Annotated in this window: 25 protein-coding genes, 1 tRNA gene and 1 riboswitch; of the genes, 13 read left to right on the top strand and 13 right to left on the bottom strand. The window is 68.1% G+C overall.

Annotated features, from left to right (window positions below):
• The 4 genes from BN940_RS13505 to BN940_RS13490 all read left to right on the top strand — a co-directional run bounded on the left by BN940_RS13505 (position 1) and on the right by BN940_RS13490 (position 2,474).
• The gene (locus tag BN940_RS13505; protein ID WP_043683887.1) at positions 1–534 is read left to right on the top strand and encodes a hypothetical protein; all 534 of its coding nucleotides are present in this window, start codon (positions 1–3) and stop codon (positions 532–534) included.
• 166 nt (positions 535–700) lie between these two features.
• Positions 701–1,582: an AraC family transcriptional regulator gene (locus BN940_RS18040; RefSeq protein ID WP_052355865.1), complete on the top strand. Its 882-nt coding sequence runs from the start codon at positions 701–703 to the stop codon at positions 1,580–1,582.
• 295 nt (positions 1,583–1,877) lie between these two features.
• Positions 1,878–2,171 (top strand): hypothetical protein, encoded by a 294-nt coding sequence (locus BN940_RS13495; RefSeq protein WP_052355864.1) that lies wholly within the window; start codon positions 1,878–1,880, stop codon positions 2,169–2,171.
• A gap of 93 nt (positions 2,172–2,264) precedes the next feature.
• Positions 2,265–2,474: a cold-shock protein gene (locus BN940_RS13490; protein WP_043683885.1), complete on the top strand. Its 210-nt coding sequence runs from the start codon at positions 2,265–2,267 to the stop codon at positions 2,472–2,474.
• A gap of 305 nt (positions 2,475–2,779) precedes the next feature.
• Here BN940_RS13490 and BN940_RS13485 read toward each other — a convergent pair whose 3' ends face one another.
• On the bottom strand, positions 2,780–3,292 hold the full coding sequence (locus tag BN940_RS13485; RefSeq protein ID WP_043683884.1) for a ferritin-like domain-containing protein: 513 nt from the start codon (positions 3,290–3,292) through the stop codon (positions 2,780–2,782).
• Positions 3,293–3,541: 249 nt separating this feature from the next.
• Here BN940_RS13485 and BN940_RS13480 point away from each other — a divergent pair, with 249 nt between their 5' ends.
• Positions 3,542–3,787 carry a ribbon-helix-helix domain-containing protein gene (locus BN940_RS13480; protein WP_043687275.1) on the top strand — a complete coding sequence of 82 codons (246 nt, stop codon included), beginning with the start codon at positions 3,542–3,544 and terminating at the stop codon, positions 3,785–3,787.
• 17 nt (positions 3,788–3,804) lie between these two features.
• On the opposite strand, the gene tnpC is transcribed toward BN940_RS13480, so the two are convergent.
• The 8 genes from tnpC to BN940_RS13445 all read right to left on the bottom strand — a co-directional run bounded on the left by tnpC (position 3,805) and on the right by BN940_RS13445 (position 11,493).
• Positions 3,805–5,538: an IS66 family transposase gene (gene tnpC / locus BN940_RS13475; RefSeq protein WP_084330628.1), complete on the bottom strand. Its 1,734-nt coding sequence runs from the start codon at positions 5,536–5,538 to the stop codon at positions 3,805–3,807.
• Positions 5,539–5,559: 21 nt separating this feature from the next.
• Positions 5,560–5,916, bottom strand: coding sequence for an IS66 family insertion sequence element accessory protein TnpB (tnpB, locus tag BN940_RS13470; RefSeq protein ID WP_043679156.1), 357 nt, complete (start codon positions 5,914–5,916; stop codon positions 5,560–5,562).
• Positions 5,916–6,269: an IS66 family insertion sequence element accessory protein TnpA gene (tnpA, locus tag BN940_RS20340; protein ID WP_043679159.1), complete on the bottom strand. Its 354-nt coding sequence runs from the start codon at positions 6,267–6,269 to the stop codon at positions 5,916–5,918. Before tnpA ends, tnpB begins: the two co-directional genes overlap by 1 nt.
• 96 nt (positions 6,270–6,365) lie before the next feature.
• Positions 6,366–7,163: an IS21-like element helper ATPase IstB gene (gene istB, locus BN940_RS13460; protein WP_173424572.1), complete on the bottom strand. Its 798-nt coding sequence runs from the start codon at positions 7,161–7,163 to the stop codon at positions 6,366–6,368.
• The gene (istA, locus tag BN940_RS13455) at positions 7,160–8,479 is read right to left on the bottom strand and encodes an IS21 family transposase (protein ID WP_084330434.1); all 1,320 of its coding nucleotides are present in this window, start codon (positions 8,477–8,479) and stop codon (positions 7,160–7,162) included. Before istA ends, istB begins: the two co-directional genes overlap by 4 nt.
• 640 nt (positions 8,480–9,119) lie before the next feature.
• Entirely contained in the window at positions 9,120–9,662 is a 543-nt protein-coding gene (locus tag BN940_RS19070) for a hypothetical protein (RefSeq protein WP_148304969.1), read from the bottom strand.
• Positions 9,663–10,031: 369 nt separating this feature from the next.
• Positions 10,032–10,105, bottom strand: a tRNA-Cys gene (locus tag BN940_RS13450).
• Between the two features lie 59 nt (positions 10,106–10,164).
• A complete protein-coding gene (locus BN940_RS13445) occupies positions 10,165–11,493 on the bottom strand; it encodes a ferredoxin reductase family protein (RefSeq protein ID WP_043687273.1) in 1,329 nt (442 codons plus the stop codon).
• A gap of 354 nt (positions 11,494–11,847) precedes the next feature.
• On the opposite strand from BN940_RS13445, the gene BN940_RS13440 reads away from it, so the two are divergent.
• The 4 genes from BN940_RS13440 to BN940_RS13425 are packed head-to-tail and all read left to right on the top strand — an operon-like array spanning position 11,848 to position 15,304.
• Positions 11,848–13,125, top strand: coding sequence for a S8 family serine peptidase (locus BN940_RS13440; protein ID WP_043683882.1), 1,278 nt, complete (start codon positions 11,848–11,850; stop codon positions 13,123–13,125).
• Position 13,126: 1 nt separating this feature from the next.
• Entirely contained in the window at positions 13,127–13,354 is a 228-nt protein-coding gene (locus tag BN940_RS13435; protein WP_043683881.1) for a hypothetical protein, read from the top strand.
• A 59-nt stretch (positions 13,355–13,413) separates the two neighbouring features.
• Positions 13,414–14,550, top strand: a complete 1,137-nt coding sequence (locus BN940_RS13430) for a metallophosphoesterase (protein ID WP_043683879.1) — start codon at positions 13,414–13,416, stop codon at positions 14,548–14,550.
• 4 nt (positions 14,551–14,554) lie between these two features.
• On the top strand, positions 14,555–15,304 hold the full coding sequence (locus BN940_RS13425; protein WP_043683877.1) for a sulfite exporter TauE/SafE family protein: 750 nt from the start codon (positions 14,555–14,557) through the stop codon (positions 15,302–15,304).
• A gap of 12 nt (positions 15,305–15,316) precedes the next feature.
• Here the strand turns inward: BN940_RS13425 and BN940_RS13420 are convergent, their stop codons facing one another.
• Together BN940_RS13420 and BN940_RS13415 are read right to left on the bottom strand one after the other, a co-directional pair.
• Positions 15,317–17,173, bottom strand: a complete 1,857-nt coding sequence (locus BN940_RS13420) for an ABC transporter ATP-binding protein (RefSeq protein WP_043683872.1) — start codon at positions 17,171–17,173, stop codon at positions 15,317–15,319.
• A 46-nt stretch (positions 17,174–17,219) separates the two neighbouring features.
• A complete protein-coding gene (locus tag BN940_RS13415) occupies positions 17,220–18,056 on the bottom strand; it encodes a universal stress protein (protein ID WP_043683867.1) in 837 nt (278 codons plus the stop codon).
• 358 nt (positions 18,057–18,414) lie between these two features.
• Between BN940_RS13415 and BN940_RS13410 the strand changes: the two genes are divergently transcribed.
• On the top strand, positions 18,415–19,128 hold the full coding sequence (locus BN940_RS13410) for a TerC family protein (protein ID WP_043683864.1): 714 nt from the start codon (positions 18,415–18,417) through the stop codon (positions 19,126–19,128).
• A 93-nt stretch (positions 19,129–19,221) separates the two neighbouring features.
• Here the strand turns inward: BN940_RS13410 and crcB are convergent, their stop codons facing one another.
• Positions 19,222–19,608 (bottom strand): fluoride efflux transporter CrcB, encoded by a 387-nt coding sequence (gene crcB, locus BN940_RS13405; protein WP_043683862.1) that lies wholly within the window; start codon positions 19,606–19,608, stop codon positions 19,222–19,224.
• A gap of 54 nt (positions 19,609–19,662) precedes the next feature.
• A riboswitch (Fluoride riboswitch) is annotated at positions 19,663–19,732 on the bottom strand.
• 192 nt (positions 19,733–19,924) lie between these two features.
• Between crcB and BN940_RS13400 the strand changes: the two genes are divergently transcribed.
• Genes BN940_RS13400 through BN940_RS13390 form a run of 3 tightly spaced genes read left to right on the top strand, consistent with a single transcriptional unit; the run spans position 19,925 to position 23,097 of the window.
• Complete coding sequence (locus BN940_RS13400; protein WP_043683860.1) at positions 19,925–20,707, top strand: 3-hydroxybutyrate dehydrogenase; 783 nt, start codon at positions 19,925–19,927, stop codon at positions 20,705–20,707.
• A 16-nt stretch (positions 20,708–20,723) separates the two neighbouring features.
• A complete protein-coding gene (gene yaaA, locus BN940_RS13395) occupies positions 20,724–21,497 on the top strand; it encodes a peroxide stress protein YaaA (protein ID WP_043683859.1) in 774 nt (257 codons plus the stop codon).
• A 58-nt stretch (positions 21,498–21,555) separates the two neighbouring features.
• Positions 21,556–23,097: a malonate--CoA ligase gene (locus BN940_RS13390; protein ID WP_043683858.1), complete on the top strand. Its 1,542-nt coding sequence runs from the start codon at positions 21,556–21,558 to the stop codon at positions 23,095–23,097.
• An 83-nt stretch (positions 23,098–23,180) separates the two neighbouring features.
• On the opposite strand, the gene BN940_RS13385 is transcribed toward BN940_RS13390, so the two are convergent.
• A complete protein-coding gene (locus BN940_RS13385) occupies positions 23,181–25,415 on the bottom strand; it encodes an FUSC family protein (protein ID WP_043683857.1) in 2,235 nt (744 codons plus the stop codon).
• Positions 25,416–25,747 lie beyond the last annotated feature (332 nt).

Genomic DNA, 25,747 nt, shown 5'->3' with positions numbered 1-25,747 from the left:
ATGCAGATGCGGCCCGAAATCCAGATCCGCTCCATGATCAAGGCTCTGACCGAAGTGGTCATCCCCGCCGTGTCGAGCGACAACAAGTTGGCGGTGGAGCAGGCGCAGCTCGTCGTCGGCATGCTCAAGCTGATGCAGGCCCAGATTCCCCTCCAGTTCCGCTTCGACGTGGACGAGCTCAAGCGCCTGGTCGATACGGCCGGCACGCTCGCGGCCCTGGACGCCGTGGACGGCGGCACGCTCGCGGCCCTCGGCGAAGTCGCGGCGGCCCGCGACCGGGCGGCGGACGTCCTGGGCCGCTGCGGGGCCGATCCCGGGGAGCTCCATGCCGCGATCATGGAGATGCGCGCTTCTCTGTGCGCGCTGGTCGATGCCTGCGCCGCGGGCGGCTCCGCCGACGAGCGGGAGCATATCGAGTCCGTGCTGCTCGCCATGTCCGAAGCGCAGCTGCTGCGCGACCGCGCCCTGATGAAACCGCAGTGCTGGGAGTCCGCCGCCTCGGCCCCGCCCGACATCGAGGCGCTGCTCGATTGAGCCGGGCCGGCCCCATCCTCCGCGTGCATCTCCGTGGGCTGCCGCCGGTCGGCCGGACAGCGGCTCGGACGACCGCCGTATCGTCCGTGGCAGCCGTCCGATATAATTGCCCCCTTCCCGGGCCAGGTCCGCGGCGCTTGCCTGGTACCCGACCGGAGTGGATGGGATGATCGATCCGCAGTTCAAGGAAGTCTCGGCGCTGGTGCAGCGGGCCGTGAATGCGAGACCCGTCTCCCGCTGGGAAAATCGCGGACCGAATCATCTGGCGATCGAGTCGTACGTGACCGTGCCGCCGTCCGTCATCATCATTCCGCCGCTGCCCATGGCGATGATCGCGGTGCATTTCGGCACGAAGATCGACGCCTATGCCGGTCCGTCGAGCCAGGACATGCCGACCGTCGCCATGCCCTATCGCGTGATGCTGGTCCCCGGCGACGTCGAGATGCATTTCCGCAGCCCCGACAAGATCCTCTGGTTCCAGCTCCTGTATACGTCCGGGGACGCCCACCAGGCCCTGAAAAAGGTGATCGGCGATCATCGCGTGCCGCTGCAGATCAACGATGCGCTGCTGCCGGCCCTGTCGCGCCAGATGTTCGAGATTTCCTCTTCGCCCACCGCGCCGCGGCCGGTGCGGTACGTGGAGCGCATCATCGACGCCATCACCGCCCAGCTGGAATGGCTGGCGCTGGGGAACCGCAGCGGCGACATGATGCGCACCTCGGATCCGGCGATCAACGAGACGGTGCTGTATATCCATGCGCATGTGAGCGAGCCGCTGACGATCGCCCATCTCGCCCTGCTGCAGAAGATGTCGGCCAGCCTGCTGCGGCACCGGTTCCTGGCGGTGATGGGCATGCCGATACACCGCTACATCATCCAGTATCGGGTGAAACTGGCGCATCACCTCATCGAGGAAAGCAGCCTGCCCCTGACCAAGATCGCCACCCAGTGCGGCTTTTCCTCCCTGGCCCACATGGTTTCGACGTTCAAGCGGGTGCTGGGCGTGACGCCCGGCTCCTATCGCAAGAAGAGTGCGGCGCCTGATTGAGGCGCCGGTCCGATGGATGCCTCGTCAAAGGGCTTGTGCCGTGGACGGTAAGTTGTGGTACACTTATCCGTCTTTGCCGCGACGTGCAGAATGATTCCATGAAAAACGCGCGGCACTGATCTTGTCCTTCTTCCTTTGCCGGCCGCGCCCGATCCCGGGCCCTCGTTTCCGGCAGCACCTCGCTTGCAGCGAACACCCCTGCGAGCCAGCCGCGGGCAGAGTTCAACCGCACGCGCTTTGCGCCCCCATTGTTTCATCGGATGTCCGGCTCCATTGACGGCATCGAAAGGTTTTCATGTATCCATCCATACAGGTCGGCAAGTACCTGGTCTCTCCCCTGGTCCGTCGCGATCATGGCGGCCGGTATATTGCTTCCGTCTCCATCCGCAGCGGCCGCGCCAGCATGACCCACGACCGCCTGATGCGGTTCACGCCGCTCTTCGAGTCGGCCCAGGCCGCGGCCGAGTTCGCCAAGGCCGAGGCATTCAGCTACATCCGGGCGTGCGCGCAGCCGGCCAGGCCGGCGTGGCTGCGCCCGCAGGCGGCCGGCGCATCGCATGCGTCCGGCCCTTCATTTGCGACCAACTGAAATTGCGACAAATTGAAAGTGTGATTGTGTCGCACGCAGTAAACCCCCATAGTGGGGGTGGGGAAAGTTTCCCTTTTACCTTTAGGAAAGACATTGACTACAGAAATCGGCATCGTGAAATGGTTCAACAGCGAAAAGGGATTCGGCTTCATCATGCCCGAATCCGGCGGCAAGGACCTGTTCGCGCACTACTCGGAGATTCAAGGCTCCGGACACCGATCCCTTGAAGAAAACCAGCGCGTCTCTTTCGTGTCCGCAGTCGGACAGAAAGGCCCGCAGGCCACCAAGATCCAAATTCTCTGATGTCCGGCGAGTCACCGCCTCCGGGCGGTGATCCGCGGGAAGTCACAGTGCGGCCGGGCCCCCTGAAACAGGGGGCCCGGCTTTTTTGCGGGCGCCCGGCGGGGCGCCCGCCTGCCGGAGCAGGCCGCGGACAAGTCGCGGGACCTGCGCACCCGCACCGGCGCCGGACTGCATCTAATGCTGCGCTGCCGCCGGTCAGTCGCTCGGTTGCTGGTCGGTCGCTCTGCCGCCTGCCGGTGCCGCGCCGTTGCGGTCAGTGCCTGGCCGTCGAGCGTTTGACCGTTGTGTGGGTGCTTCGTCGCCGGTCAGTGCTTGGCTGTCGTGTTGGGGGCTTCGTCGCGCAGGAGGAACTGCCGCACCGTGGCGGGCAGGTGGGCGGCCAGCCAATCGGCCATGGCTTCCTCCTCGGCCAGGCTCTGCTCGCACAGCCGCTTGGTTTCCGTGTCCCCGCAGGTCTCGGCGGCGGCGATGAGCGCCTTGTAGCTGGCGATCTCCATATGCTCGAAGGCGTAGCTGGCGAGGCTCGCCTTGACCACCTCGTCGGAAACGAACATGCCGCTCAGGCCCTGGGCCATGGCCATCATCTTCCCCGTGATGTCCTTGATGGCCGAGGTGTCGCCGCCCAGCCGTTCGATGCATTGGCGGACGCGCAGCGCCTGCTGCCGGGTCTCCTCGACGTGCTGCTCGATCCGGGCCCGCAGCTCGGGATAGTGCTGCAGCCGCTCGGCGGTGGCCGTCAGCATCTTCTCGGCCTGCTCTTCCATTGCATGGGCGTCGCGCAGCCAGTCCAGCAGATTCTCTTTCATTTCGGTAGCCATGGTTTTCCTCTTCGCGTAAGCAGTGTCGGGCACGCTGCCGGCGGCAGCGTCGCGCAGGAGCAGCCGGCATTGCGCGGCCCACCCTGCGGGAAGCCGCAGCAAGGGTTGTGCCCGGTCGTGGGGAAATCGCTGCCTTTGAGGAGCCCCATGGAATGGGAGTGGAGATGCGCCTGGGACGGCTGGATTTTCCTTCTCTGGTTCGGCAGGGTTCGGCAGGATCAAATCCTGCTTTCAAGAAGGGAAGCCATCATGCGAACCACGCAGCAACTCAGCATCACCTTGCCCAATGAATTGGCCGATGTCGTGAAATCCAAGGTGCGGACAGGCGAGTATGCCAGCGAAAGCGAGGTCATCCGGGATGGGCTGCGTGCCCTGCTGGCCCGGGATCGTGCTGTCGAAAGCTGGCTACAGCATCAGGTTGTCCCTGCCTATGACGCGCTCAAGGCTGATCCGTCCCGCGCGGTAACGCCGGAACAGGTACGCGCACGTCTGTAAGCGGTGCATCTACCCCATTATTCCGAGGCAGCCAGATTCATGGCTAAATCCTGGTCATGGGTATTCCACGGCAACAAGGCCTCAATTTCATCGACCGTTCTTGCCAGCGGCAGGCGTTCCAGCACGAAGCGCAGCCACGCATAGGGTTCGCGATCATTGGCCTTTGCCGTCTGCAGCAACGAGTACAGCACCGCACTGGCATGCGCCCCGGCGGGGGTGTCACTGAACAGCCACCCCTTTCGTCCGATCACAAACGGCTTGATCGCCCCGCCTTCCAGAAGGTTGTTGTCGATGGGCAGGTCGCCGCGTTCGGTGTAACGGATCAGGCGCGGCCACACTTTGCACAAATACCCCAGCGCCTCACCCAGCTTGCTCCTGGGGGTGACCAGCGGCAAGGTCTCATCCAGCCAGGCGCGCAATTTCTGCAGGATCGGCAAGCTGTGCGTCTGGCGCGCCTCGAAGCGCTGCGCATCGCTCGCGTCTTTCACCTTGGCCTCGATACGGTAAAGCCGGGCAAACAGATCCAGCGCGTAGTCGGCGCGGGCGCTCTTGCCATTGGGGCTGGAGCGTTTGGCCTCGACGAACTTTCGCCGCGCGTGCGCTGCACACGCCAGGTGCTCCACACCGGGCAAGCGGGCCACCGGCGCATAGCCTTCGTAGCCGTCCGTCATCAGGTAGCCCTGCCAGCCCTCCAGCAGACGCAACGGTACCTTCCCCGAACGGCTCTTGTCGTAATCGAACAGCACCGCCGTACGCCCCGGCGGCCCCCCGCGCTGCACCCACATATAACTTTTTGCCGTCGGACTTCGCCCCGGTTCTTTCAAGACCTGCACCGTGGTTTCGTCCATGTAGATGACCGGCGCCTCCAACAAGGTGTCGCGCGCCAGATTGTGCAGCGGCTGCAAGGCCTGGGCAAGCTTGATCATGGCCCGCGCCATGCTCTGGCGCGGCACCTCGACCTGGTGGCGAGCCAAGACCTTTTCAAAGCGCGCCAGCGGCAGGCCGTCCACGTATTTCACCACCGCCATCATCGCCAGGAAGCCGGCGCTGAAGTTGCTGCGCGGCAGGATCTGCGCCGGTGCCGGTGGCTGCACCGGAGCCTGGTCGCCCTTGGGGCAGGCGTAGCGCGGCCTCACCGTGCGGATGACACGGATCTGCATCGGCACGATGTCCAGTTGTTCACTCACGTCTTCGCCGATGCGCACCATAGGTGTGCCGCAAGGGCACTGGCGCTCATCTTCGGGTACATCAATCACGAGCTCAACGCGCGGCAGTTCCGGAGGCAATGCACGGCGGTGGCCGCGTTTGGGGCGGGCCTTGTCTTGTACAGGCGCTGGTTCCCCTTCGTGCTCGTCTTCAGTGCCGGCGGCCTGGTCAGCCAGGGCTTCGACTTCGTTAAACAGTTCGCCTTGATGTGACTCGCTACTGGGGCCGAACATCCGGTGGCGGCTCAGGCGCCACTGCTCAAGGATTTCCTGAACCTTTTGTGCAACGCCAGCGGCGACCCGTTGATCGAAGCTCGCCTCAAGGGCCTGGCGATGCGCTTCGACTTGTGCGGCCACGGTGCGTTCGATTTGTGCCGTGACGTGTTCGGTGATTTCGCGCTCAAGCGTAGGCCGCAGTTCAGCCAACACCTTTTCGCGTTCGGCCTGTAAGGCCAGGTGGAAGGCCTCGATGGTGGTCGGCAACCCCCCCGGTTGGGGCGCCGTTTCGACGTTCGATAGGAGGGGAATCGCATGGCGTTCAGACATGCGACATTATACCTCAAAATATTACATAACTGATTGATATTCCAGAGTTTTGTGAGGATAATTTGCCCATAGATCGAAGCCCTCCAGCAGCCACTCCAGCTCCTTGGGCGTGAGCGTTACAGTGGGGCCAGAGCCCGGCGCCGGCCACGCAAAACGTGCTTTCTCCAGCCGCTTTTGCCATAGGCAAAAGCCGTTTCGATGCCAGTAAAGAATCTTCATCCGGCTGCGTTGCCGATTGGCGAACACGAACAGCGCATCGCCAAACAGGTTCAGCTCCAGTTCGCTTTCCACCAGCGCCGCCAAGCCGTCGATCTGCTTTCTGAAGTCCACGGGCAGGCAGCACAGGTAGACTTGCCCGATTGAAGCGCCCGGGTGCATCAGCGCGCCTGCCCTTGCAGCGCCTGACTGACCTGGGCCAGCCACTGTGGGCTGGGCAGCCCGGGTAGCTCCAGGCGCAGGTCGCAGCCCAGCGACAGGATATAGCGGTTGACCGGGACGCTGCCGGCGTCCATGCTCACAGGCACGAACAACCGTGCGGCCGTGGCATTCGCGCTCTGGGTCGGCAACTGCGGCCCATGGCACTGAGCCTTCAGACGTCGGCGCCAATAATACAGGCTGCAGACGGCAATACCCTCACGTTGGGCGTAAGCCTTGGTGCCGATCCCTTCGCGGGTGATCGACTCCAGATGAGATTCCCAGTAAGCCTGATCCCTTTCCTTTCCATCTGACATTCTCGATTCTCCGGTATTTGTTCAACACCGATACGATGCCGGATGTCAAGCGACACCAGGAATTGACCCCCTGGCGACACCTAAAACTGACCCCCCCTACGGTTGAACGAACGGCTGCCCGATGGCAGCAGAACTGGGTTTGATGAGCCCTGCCTTACGCTTTGTACGCAGCCGGTAGCTGTCGCCCCGGATGGTGAGGACATGGCTGTGATGCAGCAACCGATCGAGGATGGCGGTAGCCACCACGGCGTCGCCGAAGACCTCGCCCCATTCGCTCACGGCGCGGTTGCTGGTCACCAGCAGGCTGCCCCGTTCATAGCGCCGCGAGACAAGCTGGAAGAACAGGTTTGCCGCCCCCGGCTCCAGGGGCAGGTAGCCCAGCTCATCGATGATCAGCAGCTTGGGCTTGGCGAAGTGACGCAGGCGTTCCTCCAGGCTGCCCGCGGCATGTGCACTCACCAGTTGCGTGATCAGCGCCGTGGCCGTGGTGAACAGCGTCGAGTAGCCCGCCCGAACGGCTTCACGCCCCAGGGCGACGGCCAGGTGGCTCTTGCCCACCCCGGGCGGCCCAAGCAGCAGCAGCGCATCGCCGTTGGCAATCCACCGCCCGCAGGCAAGCTCCCTGATCTGCGCGGGGTCTACAGCGGGCTGGGCACTGAAGTCGAACCCGTCCAGGGTGCGCACGAACGGGAAGCGGGCAATCGACAGCCCCATCTGGATGCGGCGGTCCTCCTTGCGGGCCACCTCCTGCGCGCACAGGTAGGCAAGCGCCTCGCGCAGGCTCAGCTCCTGGCGCGCCGCCTCATCGAGCAGGGTATCGAGCCGTTCGCGGATCGCCGTGAGCTTCAGGCGCCCAAGCATGGCGTCGAGCCGGTCTGGATCCTGGATGATCATTGCCAGCCTCCGCCGGTGATCGCCTCGTAGACCGAGAGGTCGCGCTGCAGCAGTGCCTGTGGCACGACGGGAATGGGTCCCTGCACCTGATCGCCGGGTGCCGTGGACCTTGAGGGCTGCCCCGGGGCTCGGTAGCCAACGATGCCCTGCAGGTGCTCGGGCAGGCAGCGCGTCTGGCGCCGCCCGGCAAGCTCGGGGTGGCAAGCGACCTCGCGCCCGTCATCGAGCACGCGCAGCTCGCAGCCCGCGATATGAACCTGTACCAGGCGCCCCGCCAGGCGCCACGGCACGCTGTAGCGATTGGTGTCGACCTCGACGGTGGCGTCGCGCGCGACGCGTCGCGACAGACTGCGCGTCTGCTCGAAGGGCGGCCGATCCGCCAGCGGCATCAGGTGCAGGCGCTCGAGACGGAAGCGCTCTGCGGGGATCTCGCCCGTGGTGCCGTGCACCCGCTGATCGGCCACCTCGCGCATCCACCAGTCCAAGTGGGCTTGCAGGTGCGCCCAGGACTCGAAGGTGTGGCCCGCCATGGCGTTGCGCTTGACGTAGCCCACGCTCCTCTCGTCCTTGCCCTTAGTGCGCGGCCGATAGGGGGCGCAGGCCACGGGCCGGAACCCCCAGTGATGCGCCAGCGCGCGGAACCGGTCATTGAAGACCACCTCGCGGCTGGCCGCGTCGTGGTGCTCGACTAGCGCCCGCGCGTTATCGACCAGGACCTGGCGGGGAACACCCCCAAAGTGCTGCAGCGCCGCCTCGATCCCAGCAAACCAGGCCGACTGGTGCTGGTGCGGGAAGGCCTGCACAAAGATGCGACGGCTGTGGCCCAGCGTCGCAACAAATAGCTGCACGCCGACTTCCGCACCAGCGATCTGGGCCTTACGGCTGCCAAAGTCGATCTGCATCTGCTGGCCCGGCGGCGTCTCGAAGCGCACGGTGGCCTGAGCGCAGGCGGCCAGCTCCCGGCGCCACGGGGCACAGGCCCGCTCCACCGTGCGTAAGCTCACCGTGATGCCATGCTCGCTGCGCAGCTCCTGCTGCACGACAGCGGCGTTGCCTGCATGGGCCATGAAGCGCTCGCGCAGCCACGGCGCCACGCCGTCGAGTGCCCGCATGCGCTGCGGGCTTGCGTACGGTGCCCAACCGCCCTGGCGCAGATAGCGCTTGACGGTGTTCCTACTGATCCCCAATTCGGCGGCGATACGCTTGGTTCCCCAGCCGCAGGCCTTGAGCCGACCGATGGCGACGACATCCTCTGGGCTTTGCATCGGTTCCCCCCGTGACTGAACAAGGGGTTGGTTGTACTCGGCTTCTTGCATGGATGATCCCTCCTGATGTGATCATGAAGGGGTCAGTTCTCCATGTCGCCAGGGGGTCAGTTTGTCATGTCGCCTGACACCGGAAGGCCCGAGAGCGAACAATTATGGAGGAGATGGAGCGCTTACGCACGTCTGGCTGCCGAGCACGCAAAGATCCGATGAGTGACCGCGTGGTTTTTTCACCCGAGGCGTTGGAGCAACTGGGGATCCATATCGCTATGTCGCTCAGGCGGCCTCGCCGAACATCGCGGCGGACTATACCGATGCCATCGTCACGTATTGCGAAGGCTTGGCGACCCAAGGCCTGCCATGGCATGAAAAAGCCCTCTGAAGAGGGCTGATGGTCTATGGGCGGCGGTCTATGTCCCTGTGCCTGGCCAAACGTCGAAGCGTGGCGGTTGTGCCGTCCATTTCGAAGGTTATTTGCCAGGACCTGTTCGGAAAAACATCGACCTTGAGGATTCTTGGGTCGAAACATCCTTGCAGGGAGTGGAGACGCAATTTTGCCGGCTGCGGGTTTTGCAGTAGCAGTGCCAGAACCCTCGGGACGGCACGCTGCACATCTGATGGCGCCTTGAAAAGATCCTGCTTGAACGACGCACGGTAGTCTATGGCGTCTATCTGAACGCGCCCCATTGAATCAGGACTTGATCGCCGCCATTAGGTCCGCTACGGACGTGAATGGACCTTTCCCGGATAAAGGAGATAGATTCGCGTCGTGCTCAAGAACTGCCCACAGCATCTCGTTGAGAGAATCGTGAGCGTCTTTTAGGTTTATCAGCACTTGTTCAAAGGACTCAACAACTCCGTCATCGGGACGCAGGGATCGATCGCTTATGGCAGATTTTTGTCGCGAGGAGATGATGCCATACAGGCTTTCAAAAACGCTCATTGCGTGGTCGAAAATGTCGTGGAGTCGGCCGCCGTCATCATCAATCGGTTCGTTTGCAGCATGCACGTCTTTGGCGCAGATGGCCCGGGTGGCCGTCTTGCAGCGTTCCGCCACCGTTCCGAACAGCTCAGATAGCATTGCGTTGACTTCGACGGTTGTTTCGATGTCTCGCAGCAAATCCAGAGAGCGCGCGCTATCTTGGGCTGCGCCCTCGACAACGAATCGGACTAAGCCGACTTGTACTCTTTTCTGATTTTGCATTTTTAACCTCACCACCATTTTCTGACGCACGAACCGCTCCAGAATCGCTAATCTGGTTGTGGATAGCCTAATTTTTGGGTATGTTTCGCGCACAGCGAAAGAGCGGAAACAGACAAGAAGGTCAGTTATCCACATACGAGATTCGGCGCTTCGGAGGACTTGCAGGAGAGCTCCCCCAACCAGCGCAGTACCACGACTCTATCACATAGGACTCAAATTTGTCTCTAAGGTTCCATTGTGATATGAGACCGCAACCGCACCCAGCACCAAGCGCCCCTCGAGTGTCAACAACCGCCACAGCCTGCCACTGCCTGGCCGTTGCCCGCCACCGGTTGACACTTCGTTGGCACCCAAACGAAAAAAGGACCTACGCCATAAACGCAAGTCCTTGATTTCATTTGGAGGCGCAAGCCGGAATCGAACCGACGTACACGGATTTGCAATCCGCTGCATCACCACTCTGCCATTGCGCCGGTGATGTCCGATGGCCGGGTGAGGCCCGGCCAAGTCCAGCATTATACGATATTTCTCGTTACCGCATCTCGAACGCCTCCCGGTGCACCGACACGTCTCCCAGGCCCAGGGAGCGCAGGCCGGACTCCAGGCTGTGGGCGAGCCCGGCGGGGCCGCAGAACCAGACGTCGAGTGTGCCGCCGGCCTGGGCGTGGTCGCGCCGCAGGGTCTCGGCGTCCAGGTGCTGGCCCGCGCTGGCGTCGTGCACGTGCAGGGTGATCCGGGGCAGGGGGGCGCACAGGCGCCGCAGGCGCTCGACGAAGGGATCGTGCGCGGCGTCCCGGACGCAGTAGTGCAGCTGGACGCACGGCGCCCGTTCGGGCTGGGCCTGCAGCGATTCGAGCCAGGCCAGGAACGGCGTGATCCCGATGCCGCCCGCGACCCAGGCCTGGCTGGCGCCGCCGCGCTGGTGGTCGAAGCGGCCGTAGGGGCCTTCCACCTGCACCGGCTGGCCGGGGCGCAGGTGCCGCGCCAGCCCGTTGGTGTAGTCGCCCAGGGCCTTGATCTGGAAGCACAGGCGCCGCGCCCCCGGCTGGTCGGCACAGGCGATCGTGAAGGGGTGGGCGCCTTCCGCGGCATCGAAGGTGACGAAGGCGAACTGGCCCGCTCGGTGGCCGGGCCAGCCGGCGTCCATCGCGCATTCGACTTCGGTGATGCCCGAGGGCAGGGCGCGCACGGATTCGATCCGGCCGGCGTGGCGGCGGCGGGTGCCGATGCGCTGGCCCAGGGCCAGGACGGCCGCCACGCTGCCGCCCAGCATCAGCGCGCCCATGATCAGGCCCAGGGGCTGCAGCCACCAGTTGGCCGGGGTCAGGGCGGCGGTGTGGAACACCAGGGCGAGATAGAGGGCGGGCATCACGCGGTGCAGGATGCGCCAGGACTTATAGGGAAAGGCTTTCCACAGCGTGACCACCAGCGAGGCGATGAGCGCGTAGATGACCCATTCGCCGACGTCCTTGGCCAGTCCGTGGCCGGGCTGCAGGAAATCCAGGGCGGGGAATTTCTCGGGCTTCTGGATCGCGGCGCCGATCAGGCCGGTCATCACCCCCTTGCTCAGCTTGATGAGCCAGTGCGCCACGCCCAGGCCGATGGCGAGGATGCCGGCCCACTTGTGCAAGCGGTAGATGCGGTCCATGCCGCCCAGGGCCGGTTCGAGCCAGGCGGGGCGGGTGGCCAGGATCATGACCAGGGACATCAGGCCCATGGACCAGACGCCGGTCAGGTAGATCGCCTGGGTGCGGGCGACCCAGGGGGCGTCGCCGGCGATGGGGTTCAGGAAGAAGGCGTCCCAGGACCACGCCAGGGTCAGGATGCCGAGGAAGGCGAGCAGCAGGTGCCGGGTTTTCATGAGGGGTTCCATGTTCATCATTCGCATGGCCGAACGGTTCGGCGATGGAGGCAGTATGGGATCCGGCGCCTGAATCGGCGGTGAAGCCGGCATTCATCCGCGGTTCATGCTGGCGAGGCGGGGAGTAGCGCGGCGAGGCAGAACGGCGCGGCAGGGCAAGGTAGCCGGGCAAGGTAGCGCCGCAGGATAGCGGGGCAGGGCAGCAGGGCGGGACGGCCGACCCGCCCGTGGAGCGGAGCGGTAGCCCCGGACGTGGCAGGATCCTTCATGTTGCAAGCGCGCGTATCGGGGAGCCGGACGGCGGCGGCCGCCGTGCTAAGGTGGAACATCCCCTCAGCCGGCAGCGAGGAAGCCATGCCCAGCACACAGTCCACGGACCAGGCCGGAACGCGGCGCTATCTCGTCCTGTTGCGGTCCGACGACCCCGCGGGAAGCGTCCGGACACTCGCCGAGCTGACCCGGGTGCCCGTGGTCAGCCGTTCGGACGAGGCCGCCATGGCGGCTTTTACGCGGCAAGCCCCATGCGCCCTGGTCTTTGAACGCATCGGCGCCGCGCGCGTGCATTGCACCGAGCAGGTCGGGCAGCGCCTGGCCGAGGCGGCGGCGGCTGGCGACGGCACCATCCTGGCCGTCGAGCCCGAGCGGACGGTCTACGCCATCGCCGCCGGTTTCCGCATGCGGGCGCCCGTGTGCGGCCAGGCCGGGGACGCGCCGGCCGGAGGCGGGCGCGCCGGGCGCGGCCGGAGCGGCAGCCGGTCCGGCGGCCAGGCCGGCTCCGGCGCGACCTGGGGCGTGCGCGCGGTCGGCGCCGATGTCTCGCCCTATACCGGCAAGGGCATCCGCATCGCGGTGCTGGACACCGGCCTGGACCTGTCCCACCCGGATTTCTCCGGCCGTGCCATCGAGACGCGCTCCTTCGTGGAAGGCCAGTCCGTGCAGGACGGCAACGGCCACGGCACGCATTGCGCGGGCATCGCCGCCGGCCCGGCGGCCCCCGCCGCGCAGCCGCGCTACGGCGTGGCCGGCGAGGCGGAACTGTACGTGGGCAAGGTCCTGAACGACGAGGGCAGCGGCGGCGACGGCGGCATCCTGGAAGGCATCGACTGGGCCGTCGAGCACGGCTGCCACATCGTTTCCATGTCGCTGGGCAGTCCCGTGGAGCCGGGCCAGGGCCATTCGGCCGTGTTCGAGGCGGTTGCCCGGCGCGCGCTGGCGGCCGGCACCCTGATCGTGGCGGCCGCGGGCAACGAGAGCCATCGCCCGGAATCCGTGGCGCCGGTGGGCCATCCGGCCAACTGCCCCTCGATCCTGGCCGTGGCCGCCGTGGACGAGGCGCTGCGCGTGGCGCCGTTCTCCTGCGGCGGCCTGGCGGGCGAGGGCGGCGAGGTGGACATCGCCGCGCCCGGCGTCGATGTCCTTTCGGCCTGGCCCGCGCCGGAGCTGCACCACCGCATCAGCGGCACCAGCATGGCCACGCCGTTCGTGGCGGGCGTGGCCGCGCTGCATGCGCAGGCCGATCCCGCCGCCCGCGCCGCCCGCCTGGGCGAGCGGCTGGCGCAGTCCGCGCAGGCCCTGAGCGACCCCGCCCGCGACGTGGGCGCCGGCCTGGCGCGGGCGCCCGCGGAGGCATGACATGGCCCGGATCCGCCTGACCGTCCTGGTGCGCGAGACGTGGCGCGACCGTTATCCCCTGGTCGTGGAGCATTGCCGGCAGGCGGGGCTGGCGGTGGAGCGGGAACTGGTCGCCGTGGGCGTCATCGCCGGCAGCATCGAGGAAGACCGGGTGCCCGGCCTGGCGCGGGTCGAAGGCGTGTCGGCCGTGGAGCCCGAGCGCGTCAACCGGGCCCTGGGAGACTCCTGAACGGGGCCGCGGCGGCGTTGTTGTTAAGATGACGCCTTTACCGCATTCCGCTTCGATCCATGGGTACTTTGCTGCCGCTCATCACCGGCACCATCTGGCTGTACGTGCTGGTGCGCTTCGTCTGGCCTCTGCCGTGGGGGATCGGCGCGCGCGCCGCGCTGGCCTGCGTGCTTCTCCTGGTGGCCCAGTACCACTGGATCGTCCGCAGCTTCTTCGGCTCGCTGGCTTCCCCTGAGCTGCCCCAGGACATCCTCGTCGGCCTGGGCTGGGCCTTCGGCGCGCTCCTGCTGCTGGCGATGCTCCTGCTGCTGCGCGACGTGGCGGCGGGGCTGGTGTTCCTGTTCGCGCGCGGCGCGGGGCGGGCCATGCTGGTCGGGCGGACGCTGAACTTGTCCCTGGGGGCGCTGGCCCTGGTCCTGTCGGCCATCGGCACCTGGCAGGCGGTGCGGGTGCCGGACGTCAAGGACCTGGAGCTGACCGTGCCCGGCCTGCCGCCGGCCTTCGACGGCTACCGCGTCGTGCAGCTGACCGACCTGCACGTCAGCCGCCTGCTGCCCGAGCCCTGGGTGGCCGCCGTGGTGGCGAAGACCAATGCGCTGGACGCCGACCTGGTGGTGATCACGGGCGACCTGGCCGACGGCTCGCCCGAGGCCCGGGCGGCCGACGTGCGCCCCCTGCACGACCTGCGGGCGCGCGACGGCGTGCTGGCGATCCCCGGGAACCACGAATACTACGCCGACTACCGGCGCTGGATGGCCGCCTACCGGGCGCTGGGCCTGGACATGCTGGAAAACGCCCACGTCGTCATCCGGCGCGGCGACGCGGCGCTGGCGGTGGCCGGCATCACGGACCGCCAGGCGGCGTCGTTCGGCCAGCCGCGGCCCGACCTGGACGCGGCCCTGAAAGGCCTGCCGCCGGGCGTGCCGGTGATCCTGCTGGCCCACCGCCCGGAGGGCGCGGCGCGGCACGCGCAGGCCGGGGTGGCGCTGCAGCTGTCGGGCCACACGCATGGCGGGCAGATCCTGGGGCCGCACCTGCTGACGCAGTGGGCCAACGAGGGCTACGTCTCCGGCCTGTACCGCGTGGGGCCCATGCAGCTGTACGTCAGCAACGGCACGGGCCTGTGGAACGGCCTGGCGATCCGCCTGGGGCGGCCGTCCGAGATCACCCGGATCGTGCTGCGGGCGGGGAAATAGGCGCATGGACTCCCTGTGGCTGCTGGCCGGCGCCGGCTTCATGGCCGGCGCCATGAACGCCCTGGCCGGCGGCGGCTCCTTCGTCAGCCTGCCGGCGCTGATCGCGGCCGGCGTGCCGCCGGTGCTGGCCAACACGTCCAGCACGGTGGCGCTGTACCCGGGCAGCATGGCGAGCGCCTGGGCCTACCGCGACAATCTCTCGGGGGTGGCCGAGGTGCCCCTGCGGCCGCTGCTGATCGTGACGGTGCTGGGCGGCATCGCGGGGGCGCTGCTGCTGCTGACCCTGCCCTCGCGCTCCTTCGACGCGGCGCTGCCCTGGCTGCTGCTGATGGCGACGTTCGCCCTGGGGTTCGGGCGGCGGATCGGGGAATGGGTGCGCACCCGCTGCCGCCTGCCGCGCGCGGTGGTGCTGTGCCTGCAGTTCTGCCTGGGCGCCTACGGCGGCTACTTCGGCGGCGCCGTGGGCATCATGATGGTGGCGGTGTGGGGCCTGCTGGGCGCGCACGACCTCAAGCGCATGAGCGGGCCGCGCGTGCTGATGGTGACGGCGGCCAACACCATGGCCGTGCTGATCTTCATCGCCGCCGGCGCCGTGGACTGGCCGGCCACCGCCGTCATGCTGGTGACCGCCAGCCTGGGCGGCTACGCCGGGGCGCTCGTGGGCAGGCGCATCCCGGGGCCGGTGGTCCGCTACGGTACGCTGGCCCTGACGATCGCCATCACGGTGGCGTTCTTCGTGCGCGCGTACGGCTGAATCCGCGCAGCGTCACGACGCCGCTTCCAGGGCCTCGTCGGGCTCCTGCGCCAGGAAGCCGCCGCTCTGGTGGCGCCACAGGCGCGCGTACGTGCCGTCCTTCGCCAGCAGTTCCGCGTGGCTGCCCTGCTCGATGATGCGGCCTTCGTCCAGGACGACGAGCCGGTCCATGGCGGCGATGGTGGACAGGCGGTGGGCGATGGCGATCACCGTCTTGCCCTGCATGATTTCGTCCAGGCTTTCCTGGATCGCCGCCTCGACCTCGGAGTCCAGCGCGCTGGTGGCTTCGTCCAGCAGCAGGATCGGCGCGTTCTTGAGCATGACGCGGGCGATGGCGACGCGCTGGCGCTGGCCGCCGGAGAGCTTGACGCCGCGCTCGCCCACCAGGGTGTCGTAGCCCGTGCGCCCGCCCGGGTCGCCCAGTTCGCGGATGAACTCGTCGGCCTGGGCGCGGACCGCCGCCGCGCGGATCTCCGCGTCGCTGGCGTCGGGGCGCCCGTAGGCGATGTTGTCGCGGATCGAGCGGTGCAGCAGCGAGGTGTCCTGCGTCACCATGCCGATGGCGCCGCGCAGGCTGTCCTGCGTCACGTGGGCGATGTCCTGGCCGTCGATCAGGATGCGGCCGCCGTCCACGTCGTAGAAGCGCAGCAGCAGGTTGATCAGCGTGGACTTGCCGGCGCCGGAGCGCCCGACCAGGCCGATCTTCTCGCCGGGGCGCACGGTCAGGTCGAGCCCGTCGAACACCTGCCGTTCGCCGTTGTAGTTGAAGGACACCGCCTCGAAGACCACTTCGCCGCGGCGCACTTCCAGGGGCCGCGCATCGGGCGCGTCCAGCACCTTCGGCGGGTGGGTGAGGGTGGCGATGCCGTCCTGCACGGTGCCGATGTTCTCGAAGAGCGTGGCCATCTGCCACATGATCCAGTGCGACATGCCGTTGACCCGCAGGGCCATGGCCGTGACCGCGGCGACCGCGCCGGTGCCGACGTGCCCGCCCTGCCAGAGCCACAGGGCGTAGCCGCCCGCCGACAGGATCAGGCCCGCCACCAGCGTCTGGTTGACGATCTCGAACTGGCTGACCAGGCGCATCTGGCGGTAGCCCGTGTCCTGGAAGTCCTCCATCGCGGCGCGCGCGAAGCGGGCCTCGCGCCGGGTGTGCGAGAACAGCTTGACGGTGGCGATGTTGGCGTAGGCGTCGGTCACGCGCCCGGTCATCGAGGAGCGGGCGTGGGCCTGCTCCTGCCCGACCTTGCCCAGGCGCGGCACGAAATACGCCATGGCCAGCCCGTAGAGCGCGAGCCAGCCGATGAAGGGCAGCATCAGCCGCCCGTCGAAGCCGCCCGCCACCGCGATCAGGGTGAAGAAATACACGCCGATGCCGAGCACGATCTCGCTGAAGGTCAGCAGCACGTCGCGCACCGCCAGGGCGGTCTGCATGACCTTGGTGGTGACCCGGCCGGCGAACTCGTTGGAGAAGAAGGACAGGCTCTGGCGCAGCATCAGCCGGTGGAAGTCCCAGCGCAGCCGCAGGGGGAGGTTGATCGCCAGCACCTGGTGCTGCATCGTGGTGCGCAGCGCCACCAGGGCGATGCTGGCGACGAGCACGATGGCGATGCCCCACAGCACGCGCTGGACGTGCGCGGCGGCCTGCGTGCCCGTCTGCCAGGCGGCCAGCAGGTCCACCACCTGGCCGAGGAAGGCGAACAGCCAGGCCTCGTAGATCGAGACGGCCGCGCTCAGCGCCGCCAGGGCGGCGATGTAGCGCCGCGTGCCGCGCGTGCAGGCCCACAGAAAGGGGAACAGGCCCTGGGGCGGCAGCGGCGCGTCCTCGGGCGGGAACGGGTCGAGCAGACGTTCAAACCTGTGCAGCAAATGAAGCTCCGGCGGGCGGACGAGGATCCGCCCGTCCTTTTTCCATCTAGTTGGCGAGCAGCACCGGCACCGTCATGGAGGCCAGCAGGGTGCTGGTGGCGCCGCCCATGATCCATTGGCGCATGCGGCTGTGGCCGTAGGCGCCCATGACGATCAGGTCGGTGTCGGTGTCGGTGGCGGTGTTCAGGATGACGTTGCCGACGCCGTAGCCCTTGCTGTCCTTCAGCAGGTGGCGGGGCTTGGGATAGCCCAGGCTGACGCAGTAGTCGGAGAAGTCGTCCTCGTGGATGTCGCGCTCGCGCATCAGCTTGTCGTCGCGGTCGATTTCCAGCACGACGAGCGCCTGGCAGTGGCGCAGCAGCGGCGCGGCGTCGGAGAAGGCGCGCGCGGCCTCGCGGCGCTGGTCCCAGCAGAACAGGATGCGCCGGCCGATGGTGTCGATGGGGCCGAAGTTGGGGATGAGCAGCACCGGTCGGCCCGAGGCCATGACCACGGATTCCGGCAGATTGGGCCGCAGCGCCGACAGGTTGTCGTTCGGGTCGGCCTTGCTCATCAGGAGCAGGTCGCAGTGGCGGGCGTGCATCGTCAGGCCGTCCTCGGAGTCGCCGTGGGGCGCGCGCCAGTGGGCCCGCACGCCCGCTTCACGGGCCTTGTCGAGGAACAGCGTGCGGGTGGCCTCCCGGTGCTCGTCGCGCCGCTTGCGCAGGCTGTTGCGGATGTCCTGGGGCAGGATGTTTTCATCCTGCTGGAGGCCGGCGACGCTGGCGGAGGGGTAGACGCCGACGACTTCGGCCTCGCGCTCCCTGGCCAGCCGCAGGCCGATGTCCATGCGGCGTTCGCAAACGGTGTCGTCGTTGAGGTGGATGGCAATACGGCCCGGCATACGAAACTCCCTCGTGGTGTGGTGGAATCTGTGCTGCGTTCCCCCCATCTTATCCCAGGCCCGGGGTCCTGTGCGGTTCGGCCGCGCGCGCCCGGCTGACGCAGCGCAAGCCCGCGCACGGGCGCAATTCGTCTATAATCCGCTCCTCAAGGGGAGTAGCTCACTTTCCGCGGCATCGTCATGACGGCGTCTCGCGCTTGCGCGGCGCCCGGTGCCCGGGCAGCCCGGGATCCAGCGAACGGATCCGGTTGCGAGCAAGACCTTGCCGCCCAGGGCAAGGTTCGTCTTCCCGCCATGCAGATGGCCCGATCCTCCCGGCGGTTTTTCCGACAACCGACTACCCGCAACCGGGGGACCCATGCTCGAATTTCTTCAGACGCTCCATTGGGCGGCCGTTTTCCAGATCATCCTGATCGACATCCTGCTGGGTGGCGACAACGCCGTGGTCATCGCCCTGGCCTGCCGCAACCTGCCGCGCGCGCAGCGCATGCAGGGCATCCTGTGGGGCACCGCCGGGGCCATCATCCTGCGCGTGGCGCTGATCGCCTTCGCCCTGACGCTGCTTGACATCCCCTTCCTGAAGATCGTCGGCGCGCTGCTGCTGCTGTGGATCGGCATCAAGCTGCTGCTGCCCGAGGACGGCGGACACGGCAAGATCGCCGGAGGCGCCTCGGTCCTGGCAGCGGTCAAGACGATCCTCGTCGCCGACTTCGTCATGAGCCTGGACAACGTCATCGCCATCGCCGGCGCGGCCCAGGGCGCCCATCTCGATCACCAGCTCGGCCTGGTGATCTTCGGGCTGCTGGTCAGCGTGCCCATCATCATCTGGGGCAGCACGCTGGTCTTGAAGCTCATCGACCGCTATCCGCTGGTGGTCACCTTCGGCGCCGGACTGCTGGGCTGGATCGCGGGCGGCATGCTCGTCACCGACGTCGTCGTCACGGATCGCCTGGGCCCGCCCTCCACGGCGCTGAAGCTGGCCGTGGAAGCCGCCGGCGCGCTGCTGGTCGTCGTGCTCGGCCGCTGGCTGGCGAGCCGCAAGGCGGCGCGGGCGGCCGGCAGCGCTGGCTGACCGAAGGGGCCGGGACGCGGGCCTGGGGCGCCCGTGCGGGGCGCCTCGGAGGTTGTCCCGGCCGAGCCCGCGGGCCGGGCCGCGGCGCCCGTCTCAGGACAGGGCGCGCAGCCAGGCCACCGTGGCCATGCCTAGCAGCGTCATGGCCAGCGAGCCGGCGACGTGCACGACGATGGCGGTGGCCATCCACCCCAGCCGGCCCTGTTCCAGCATCACCGCCAGCTCGGCGGAAAAGGTCGAGAACGTCGTCAGGCCGCCGCAGAACCCCGTGATGACGAACAGCCGCATCTGGGGCGACAGGCCCGTGTGCCCGCCGAATGCGGCGATGGCCGCGCCGATGATGTAGCCGCCCAGCAGGTTGGCCGCCAGCGTGCCCAGCGTCAGATTGGGGAATACGTCGTTCAGGGCGTGCCCCAGCACCCAGCGCAGGAGGGCGCCGAGCGAGGCGCCGAGCGAGATGGCGAGGATGGAACTGGGCATGGCGATCTCCGGTGTCTGACAATGAAAAATGCCTACGGGCCCGGCGGTGCGCCGGGGGCCGTAGGCATCATCAGCCGCGGCGCGCGCGGCGGTTTCGTGGAGGAATGCCATCTCCAGATGAGGGCGATGTTAGCAGCGCCGCCGCCGGTTCCGCAAGGTGCCCCACGCTGGGGCCCCCCGCTGCGCAGCGGCCGCTTGCTGGTTCTCACGGGGGCGCTTTTGCCTTGGGGCGGCCCGGTGGCAAAAGGCGCCGTTCAGCGGTCCCGCGTTACACTGGACCGGTCGTTTTCCCGAATCTTGCGGAAGGAGTGCATCCATGCTCAAAGGTAAAAAAGCGGTCGTCACCGGTTCCACCAGCGGCATCGGCCTGGCCATCGCCCGTGAACTGGCCCGCCAGGGCGCCGACCTGGTCATCAACGGCTTCGGCGAGGCCGACGCCATCGAGCGCGAGCGCGCCGGCCTGGAAAAGGACTTCGGCGTCAAGGCCGTCTACCTGAACGCCGACCTGATGGACGCGCAGGCCGCGCGCGACTTCATCGCGCAGTCGATCCAGGCGCTGGGCGGCATCGACATCCTGGTCAACAACGCCGGCATCCAGCACACCGCCCTGATCGAGGACTTCCCGGTCGACAAGTGGAACGCCATCATCGCCCTGAACCTCTCGGCCGTGTTCCACTGCACCGCCGCCGCGCTGCCGGCGATGAAAAAGCAGAAATCCGGCCGCGTCATCAACATCGCCTCGGCTCACGGCCTGGTGGCCTCGGTCAACAAATCGGCCTACGTCGCCGCCAAGCACGGCGTGGTCGGCCTGACCAAGGTCACCGCGCTGGAGAACGCCGGCACCGGCGTGACCTGCAACGCCATCTGCCCGGGCTGGGTGCGCACCCCCCTGGTGGAAAAGCAGATCCAGGCGCTGGCGCAGCAGAAGGGCATCGACATCGAAGCCGCCGCCAAGGACCTGCTGGCCGAAAAGCAGCCGTCGCTGGAATTCGTCACGCCCGAGCAGCTCGGCCAGGCCGCCGTGTTCATCGCCTCGGACGCCGCCGCGCAGATGACCGGCACCACGCTGTCCATCGACGGCGGCTGGACCGCCCGCTGAACCCGGGGGCCGACGCATGCTGATGGTCCTGTCCCCGGCGAAGAAGCTGGACTACGACTCGCCGGTGCGCACGACGCTGCAGTCGCAGCCGGTGTTTCCCGAGCAGACGCGCGAACTGGCCGGGATCCTGCGCACGCTGTCGGCGGACGACCTGGCCGCCCTGATGGGCCTGTCCGACGCGCTGGCGCGCCTGAACGCCCAGCGCTACGCCGCCTGGGTGGACGCGCCCGACGCGCGCCATGCGCGCCAGGCGGTGCTGGCCTTCAACGGCGACGTCTACGAGGGCCTGCGGGCGGCGGAGCTGTCCGACGCCCGGCTGGCCTGGGCGCAGGACCATCTGGCCATCTTGAGCGGCCTGTACGGCGTGCTGCGGCCGCTGGACCTGATCCAGCCCCACCGGCTGGAGATGGGCACGCGGCTGCGCACCGGCCGGGGCGCCACCCTGTACGCCTGGTGGGGCGACCGGATCGCCCGCGAACTGAACCGGCGCCTGGACGCGCTGCCCGGCGAGCGCATCCTGCTGAACCTCGCCTCGGGCGAATACTTCAAATCCGTGGACCGCCGGGCGCTGGACGCGCGCGTGGTCGAATGCGTCTTCCAGGACGAGAAGAACGGCGCCTGGAAGGTCGTCAGCTTCCACGCCAAGCGGGCGCGCGGCCTGATGGCGCGCCACGTCATCGACCACGGCATCGACGCCGTCGCGGGCCTGCGCGATTTCGCAGCGGAAGGCTACGCCTACGCGCCGCGCGAATCCACCGCCGACCGGCTGGTGTTCCGGCGCCCGGCCTGAGCGGTTCGGCGGTCCGGGCGGCGGCCCGGCGCCGCGCCGCTCTCACAGGAGACATGAATTGGCACGCGACGCGAATGCGAACCTCTACACCGTGCTGCGGGGCGGCTTCCCCGCCGACCTGGACGCCGTGGCGATCGAGACGCCCGGGCGCACCTACAGCTGGGCGGACATCGATGCCATCAGCGGCCGCATGGCCGCGCTGCTGCGCTCGTTCGGCGTGCCGGCGGGCGCGCGCGTCGCCGTCCAGGTCGAGAAATCCCCCGAGGCCCTGATGCTGTACCTGGCGACCCTGCGCGCCGGCCTGGTCTACCTGCCGCTGAACACCGCCTACCGCGAGGCCGAGGTGGCCTATTTCCTGGGCGATGCCGAGCCCGCCGTGGTGGTCTGCGGGGACGGCGCCCAAAGCGGGTGCGAATCCCTGGCGCGCGCCCGGGGCGCCGTCCGGGTGCTGACCCTGAACGCCGACGGCGGCGGCTCCCTGGCCGAGGCCGCCGCGAAGATGGACCCGGCGTTCGAGACCGCGCACAGCGCCCCCGGCGACCTGGCCGCCATCCTGTACACCTCCGGCACCACGGGGCGCAGCAAGGGCGCCATGCTGACGCACGCCAACCTGGCCGCCAACGCGCTCACCCTGCGGGACTTCTGGGGCTGGCGCGCCGACGACGTGCTGCTGCACATGCTGCCGATCTTCCACATCCATGGGCTGTTCGTGGCGTCCCACGGGGCGCTGCTGGCCGGCGCGCGGATGATCTGGCTGCCGAAGCTGGACGTGGACCAGGCCTTGCGCTACCTGCCGCGCTGCACCCTGATGATGGGCGTGCCCACCTACTATGTCCGGCTGCTGGCCGACCCCCGCTTCACGCGCGAGACCTGCGCCCACATGCGGCTCTTCATCTCCGGCTCGGCGCCGCTGCTGGTGGACACCTTCCGCGAATTCCAGGCGCGCACCGGCATGACCATCCTGGAGCGCTACGGCATGAGCGAGACCGGCATGATCGCCTCCAACCCCTGGGACGCCGCGCGCGGCGAGCGCATCCCCGGCACCGTGGGGCCGGCGCTGCCCGGCCAGGCCGTGCGGGTGGTGGACGACGCCGGCCGGCCGGCCCCGGTCGGCGAACCGGGCCACATCCAGGTGCGCGGCCCCAATGTCTTCGCCGGCTACTGGCGCATGCCGGAAAAGACGCGCGAGGAATTCACCGCCGACGGCTGGTTCCGCACCGGCGACATCGGCGCGCTGGGCGGGCCGGGCATCCCGGACGACTACCTGAGCATCGTGGGCCGCAGCAAGGACCTGATCATCTCCGGGGGCTACAACGTCTACCCCAAGGAAATCGAGATGGTCATCGATGCCATGCCCGGCGTCCAGGAATCGGCCGTGATCGGCGTGCCGCATGCGGATTTCGGCGAGGCCGTGGTGGCGGTGGTGGTGCCGCGCGCCGGGGCGTCGGTGGATCCGGCCGCCATCCAGGCGGGCCTGAGATCCGGCCTGGCCAATTTCAAGGTTCCGAAGAAGATCCACGTGATCGATGCGCTGCCGCGCAATGCCATGGGCAAGGTCCAGAAGAACGTGCTGCGGCAGCAGTACGCCGGCCTGGACTGAGGGCGGTCCAGCCGGCATCCCTTCATCTTCGCCGTCGGCCGGGGGCCGGGGGCCGCTTGCGCCGCCGGCTCCCGGCCGCGCCCTCAGCCTGCGGAGACGGCCGTCCGGCTCCGCGCGGCCGCCGGGGCCGGCGGCGCTTCCAGCGCCCGCATTTCCTCGTCGATGCGCTGCGCGGCCTTGATCATCTGGCGCAGGGGATAGGCGAGGGCGGCGTGATCGCCCTCGGTCTCGATGACGTTGGGCGGCGCGGCCGCCCGGCCCGCCAGCGCGTCCTGCGTGGCCGCCAGGGCCTGCCGGATGCCCGCGGGGGCGTCGTCGATCAGCGCCAGGTGCGGGATCACGGCGGCGATCTGCGAGGCCAGGGTGTGGTTCTGGATCAGCAGGCGGTTCAGTTCCGGCACGTGGCGCTGGCGGCTGACGGGCTCGTCCATCATGCGGTAGAAGGCCGAGGCGAAGTTGCTGAAGGCGATGTGCACGTTCTTGCGGGCCAGCTTCCAGCGCACCTCGGTTTCCTGGCGCTCCGGAGAGTCGGCCGCGCCCGCCGCCCGCGCGGCGCGGCAGGCGCGCACGTGCTCCAGCCCGCTGTCCAGGAAGGCCTGGTTGGCGGCGCGCAGCGCCCGGGCCAGTTCGCCCAGGGTGTTGCGTTCCCAGGACGGCAGGATGTAGCTGCAGGTGAGCGCCAGGATGCTGCCGATCACGGTGTCCGCCAGGCGCTCGCCCACCACGGCGTTGGAGCCCGGCGCCAGGAAATGGAACACCAGCAGCACGAACAGGGTATTGAACACCGCCGACAGGGTGTAGTTCACCTGGACCAGGCTGTAGCCCAGGATGCTGCAGGCCACCAGGATGACCAGGTAGGCGTCGGGGCTGTGCACCAGGGCGAACAGCGGCAGCGACAGGCCGCAGCCGATCAGCGTGCCCATCAGGCGCCAGCCGTTGCGCTGGCGCGTCAGCGCGAAGCCGGGCTTCATGATGACCAGCACCGTCAGGATGATCCAGTAGCCGTGGCCCGCCATGCCCGGGTCCAGCGCGTTCACCAGCGGGGTGCGCGCCAGCAGGGCGCCCACCATCATCGCCAGCAGCGCCGCGACCGCCACGCGCAGCGCGTAGCGGAAATGCGCGGACTTGCGGTTCAGGTTGCGCGTCAGCAGCCCCGCGCGCCATTTCTGCCGCGTGAGGAAGCGGTTCAGCGACTGGCGCGCGCGTTCCGGATCGGTTTGCGGCGGGACCGGGTTCACGGAATGGTCGGCCATGCGGTCCACCTGGCGGGTCATGTTGCGCAGCCGGCGCAGCACCTGGACCAGCAGGGCGTAGAGTTCCGGATCGGACTGCGGCATGCCGCCCTCGCGCAGCTGCTGCAGCTCGAATTCCAGGGCGCGCAGTTCGGCCTTGACGCTGTTGCGCACCCGGTGGTGGCGGTTGCGCGCCACGTTCAGGGCCAGGCCGTCGAGGTTGGCGGCGAGCTTCATCATGGCGTCGCGCACGAACAGCAGGACGTCGCTGTCGGGCAGCGCGCGCCGCAGGGTGGCGTAGTCCGTGTGGGTGGCCACCATGCTGTCGAGCAGGTTGATCATGTCCACGAACAGGTTCAGCAGCCCCTGGCGCAGGCGGTCGGCGCGCGAGGCGGTGCCGCGCGGCTGCTCGCGCAGCACCATGTCGCGCGCGGCCTGGTGGGCCTCGGTCATGAGGGCCTGGCGGCGGATCAGGTTGCGGTAGCTGTCGTCCAGGTCCTGGTGGACGTCGTAGAAGCGGGCCCGCGCGGCGATGTAGTCGGCCGTGGCGAACAGCGCCACGGACAGGGCCTGCTGTTCTTCGCGGTGCCACAGCAGCCGGTGGGCGGCGGCGCTGTAGAGCAGGTAGAAGGCTCCGCCCAGGAACGAGGTCAGCGTGTGCTGCAGCACGTCGGCCGGCGTCAGCGGCGTGCGCAGGGTCAGGGTCATGATCAGCAGGCAGGCGAAGCCCAGCAGGCCGCCGTGCTTGCCGTAGACCGTCAGCATCGAGAAGCCGAAGCACAGGGCGGGCACGATCAGCCAGACGGCCAGGACGTGGCTGGAGGCCAGGCCGGTCAGGGCCGTGGTGGCCGAACCCAGGCACAGGGCGGCGAACATGCCGTTGATGCCGTAGCGCCGCGGGCCGCCGGGCTGGTCCAGGATGGCCACGCAGGCCGCGCCGACCGCCGCCACGAAGCCGCCGGCGTGCCAGCCGAAGACGCCGGACAGCACCAGGGCCGGCAGCAGCACGCCCGTGGCCTGGCGCAGCCCGCCGAAGAAATAGTGGCTGTAGAAGAAGCGCTGCAGCTGCGAGGTGGGCGAGATCATGCGGGCCGCGTCCGGGAAGGAGGGGAGGGGCGATGGCGCCAGTATAGAAAATTGCCGCCGGATCGGCCGGGTGCGCGGCGAAAAACGGTGTCCGGCTGCGTCTTTGCACCCTGGCACCGGCCCGCGCACCGGCTTGTGCATCGGTCCTTGTATCGGTCCTTGTATCGGTCCTTGTATCGGTCCTTGTATCGGTCCTTGTATCGGTCCTTGCACCGGTCCTCGCATCGGCCCTTGCAGCGGTCCATGGACCCGCCCGCGCACCGGCTCTTGCACGGCCCGTGCACCGGCTCGCTTGCGGCCGATGTTGCAACGCGGTAAATTAGCCCATCGGC

It is taken from the genome of Castellaniella defragrans 65Phen, assembly GCF_000612685.1.
GTDB lineage: Bacteria > Pseudomonadota > Gammaproteobacteria > Burkholderiales > Burkholderiaceae_B > Castellaniella > Castellaniella defragrans.
The sequence above is the reverse complement of the archived record's forward strand: the minus strand, read 5'-3'. Positions and strand labels throughout refer to the sequence as shown.

Coding starts and splice junctions, on each gene's coding strand:
- BN940_RS13505 (WP_043683887.1), top strand. CDS start 1: ATGCAGATGCGGCCCGAAATCCAGATCCGCTCCATGATCAAGGCTCTG.
- BN940_RS13385 (WP_043683857.1), bottom strand. CDS start 25,415: ATGATCTCGCCCACCTCGCAGCTGCAGCGCTTCTTCTACAGCCACTAT.
- BN940_RS13400 (WP_043683860.1), top strand. CDS start 19,925: ATGCTCAAAGGTAAAAAAGCGGTCGTCACCGGTTCCACCAGCGGCATC.
- tnpC (WP_084330628.1), bottom strand. CDS start 5,538: ATGTCTGAACGCCATGCGATTCCCCTCCTATCGAACGTCGAAACGGCG.
- yaaA (WP_043683859.1), top strand. CDS start 20,724: ATGCTGATGGTCCTGTCCCCGGCGAAGAAGCTGGACTACGACTCGCCG.
- tnpA (WP_043679159.1), bottom strand. CDS start 6,269: ATGTCAGATGGAAAGGAAAGGGATCAGGCTTACTGGGAATCTCATCTG.
- tnpB (WP_043679156.1), bottom strand. CDS start 5,916: ATGCACCCGGGCGCTTCAATCGGGCAAGTCTACCTGTGCTGCCTGCCC.
- BN940_RS13425 (WP_043683877.1), top strand. CDS start 14,555: ATGGACTCCCTGTGGCTGCTGGCCGGCGCCGGCTTCATGGCCGGCGCC.
- BN940_RS13485 (WP_043683884.1), bottom strand. CDS start 3,292: ATGGCTACCGAAATGAAAGAGAATCTGCTGGACTGGCTGCGCGACGCC.
- BN940_RS13435 (WP_043683881.1), top strand. CDS start 13,127: ATGGCCCGGATCCGCCTGACCGTCCTGGTGCGCGAGACGTGGCGCGAC.
- BN940_RS13430 (WP_043683879.1), top strand. CDS start 13,414: ATGGGTACTTTGCTGCCGCTCATCACCGGCACCATCTGGCTGTACGTG.
- BN940_RS13480 (WP_043687275.1), top strand. CDS start 3,542: ATGCGAACCACGCAGCAACTCAGCATCACCTTGCCCAATGAATTGGCC.
- istB (WP_173424572.1), bottom strand. CDS start 7,163: ATGATCATCCAGGATCCAGACCGGCTCGACGCCATGCTTGGGCGCCTG.
- BN940_RS18040 (WP_052355865.1), top strand. CDS start 701: ATGATCGATCCGCAGTTCAAGGAAGTCTCGGCGCTGGTGCAGCGGGCC.
- BN940_RS13445 (WP_043687273.1), bottom strand. CDS start 11,493: ATGAAAACCCGGCACCTGCTGCTCGCCTTCCTCGGCATCCTGACCCTG.
- BN940_RS13440 (WP_043683882.1), top strand. CDS start 11,848: ATGCCCAGCACACAGTCCACGGACCAGGCCGGAACGCGGCGCTATCTC.
- BN940_RS13415 (WP_043683867.1), bottom strand. CDS start 18,056: ATGCCGGGCCGTATTGCCATCCACCTCAACGACGACACCGTTTGCGAA.
- crcB (WP_043683862.1), bottom strand. CDS start 19,608: ATGCCCAGTTCCATCCTCGCCATCTCGCTCGGCGCCTCGCTCGGCGCC.
- istA (WP_084330434.1), bottom strand. CDS start 8,479: ATGCAAGAAGCCGAGTACAACCAACCCCTTGTTCAGTCACGGGGGGAA.
- BN940_RS13495 (WP_052355864.1), top strand. CDS start 1,878: ATGTATCCATCCATACAGGTCGGCAAGTACCTGGTCTCTCCCCTGGTC.
- BN940_RS13410 (WP_043683864.1), top strand. CDS start 18,415: ATGCTCGAATTTCTTCAGACGCTCCATTGGGCGGCCGTTTTCCAGATC.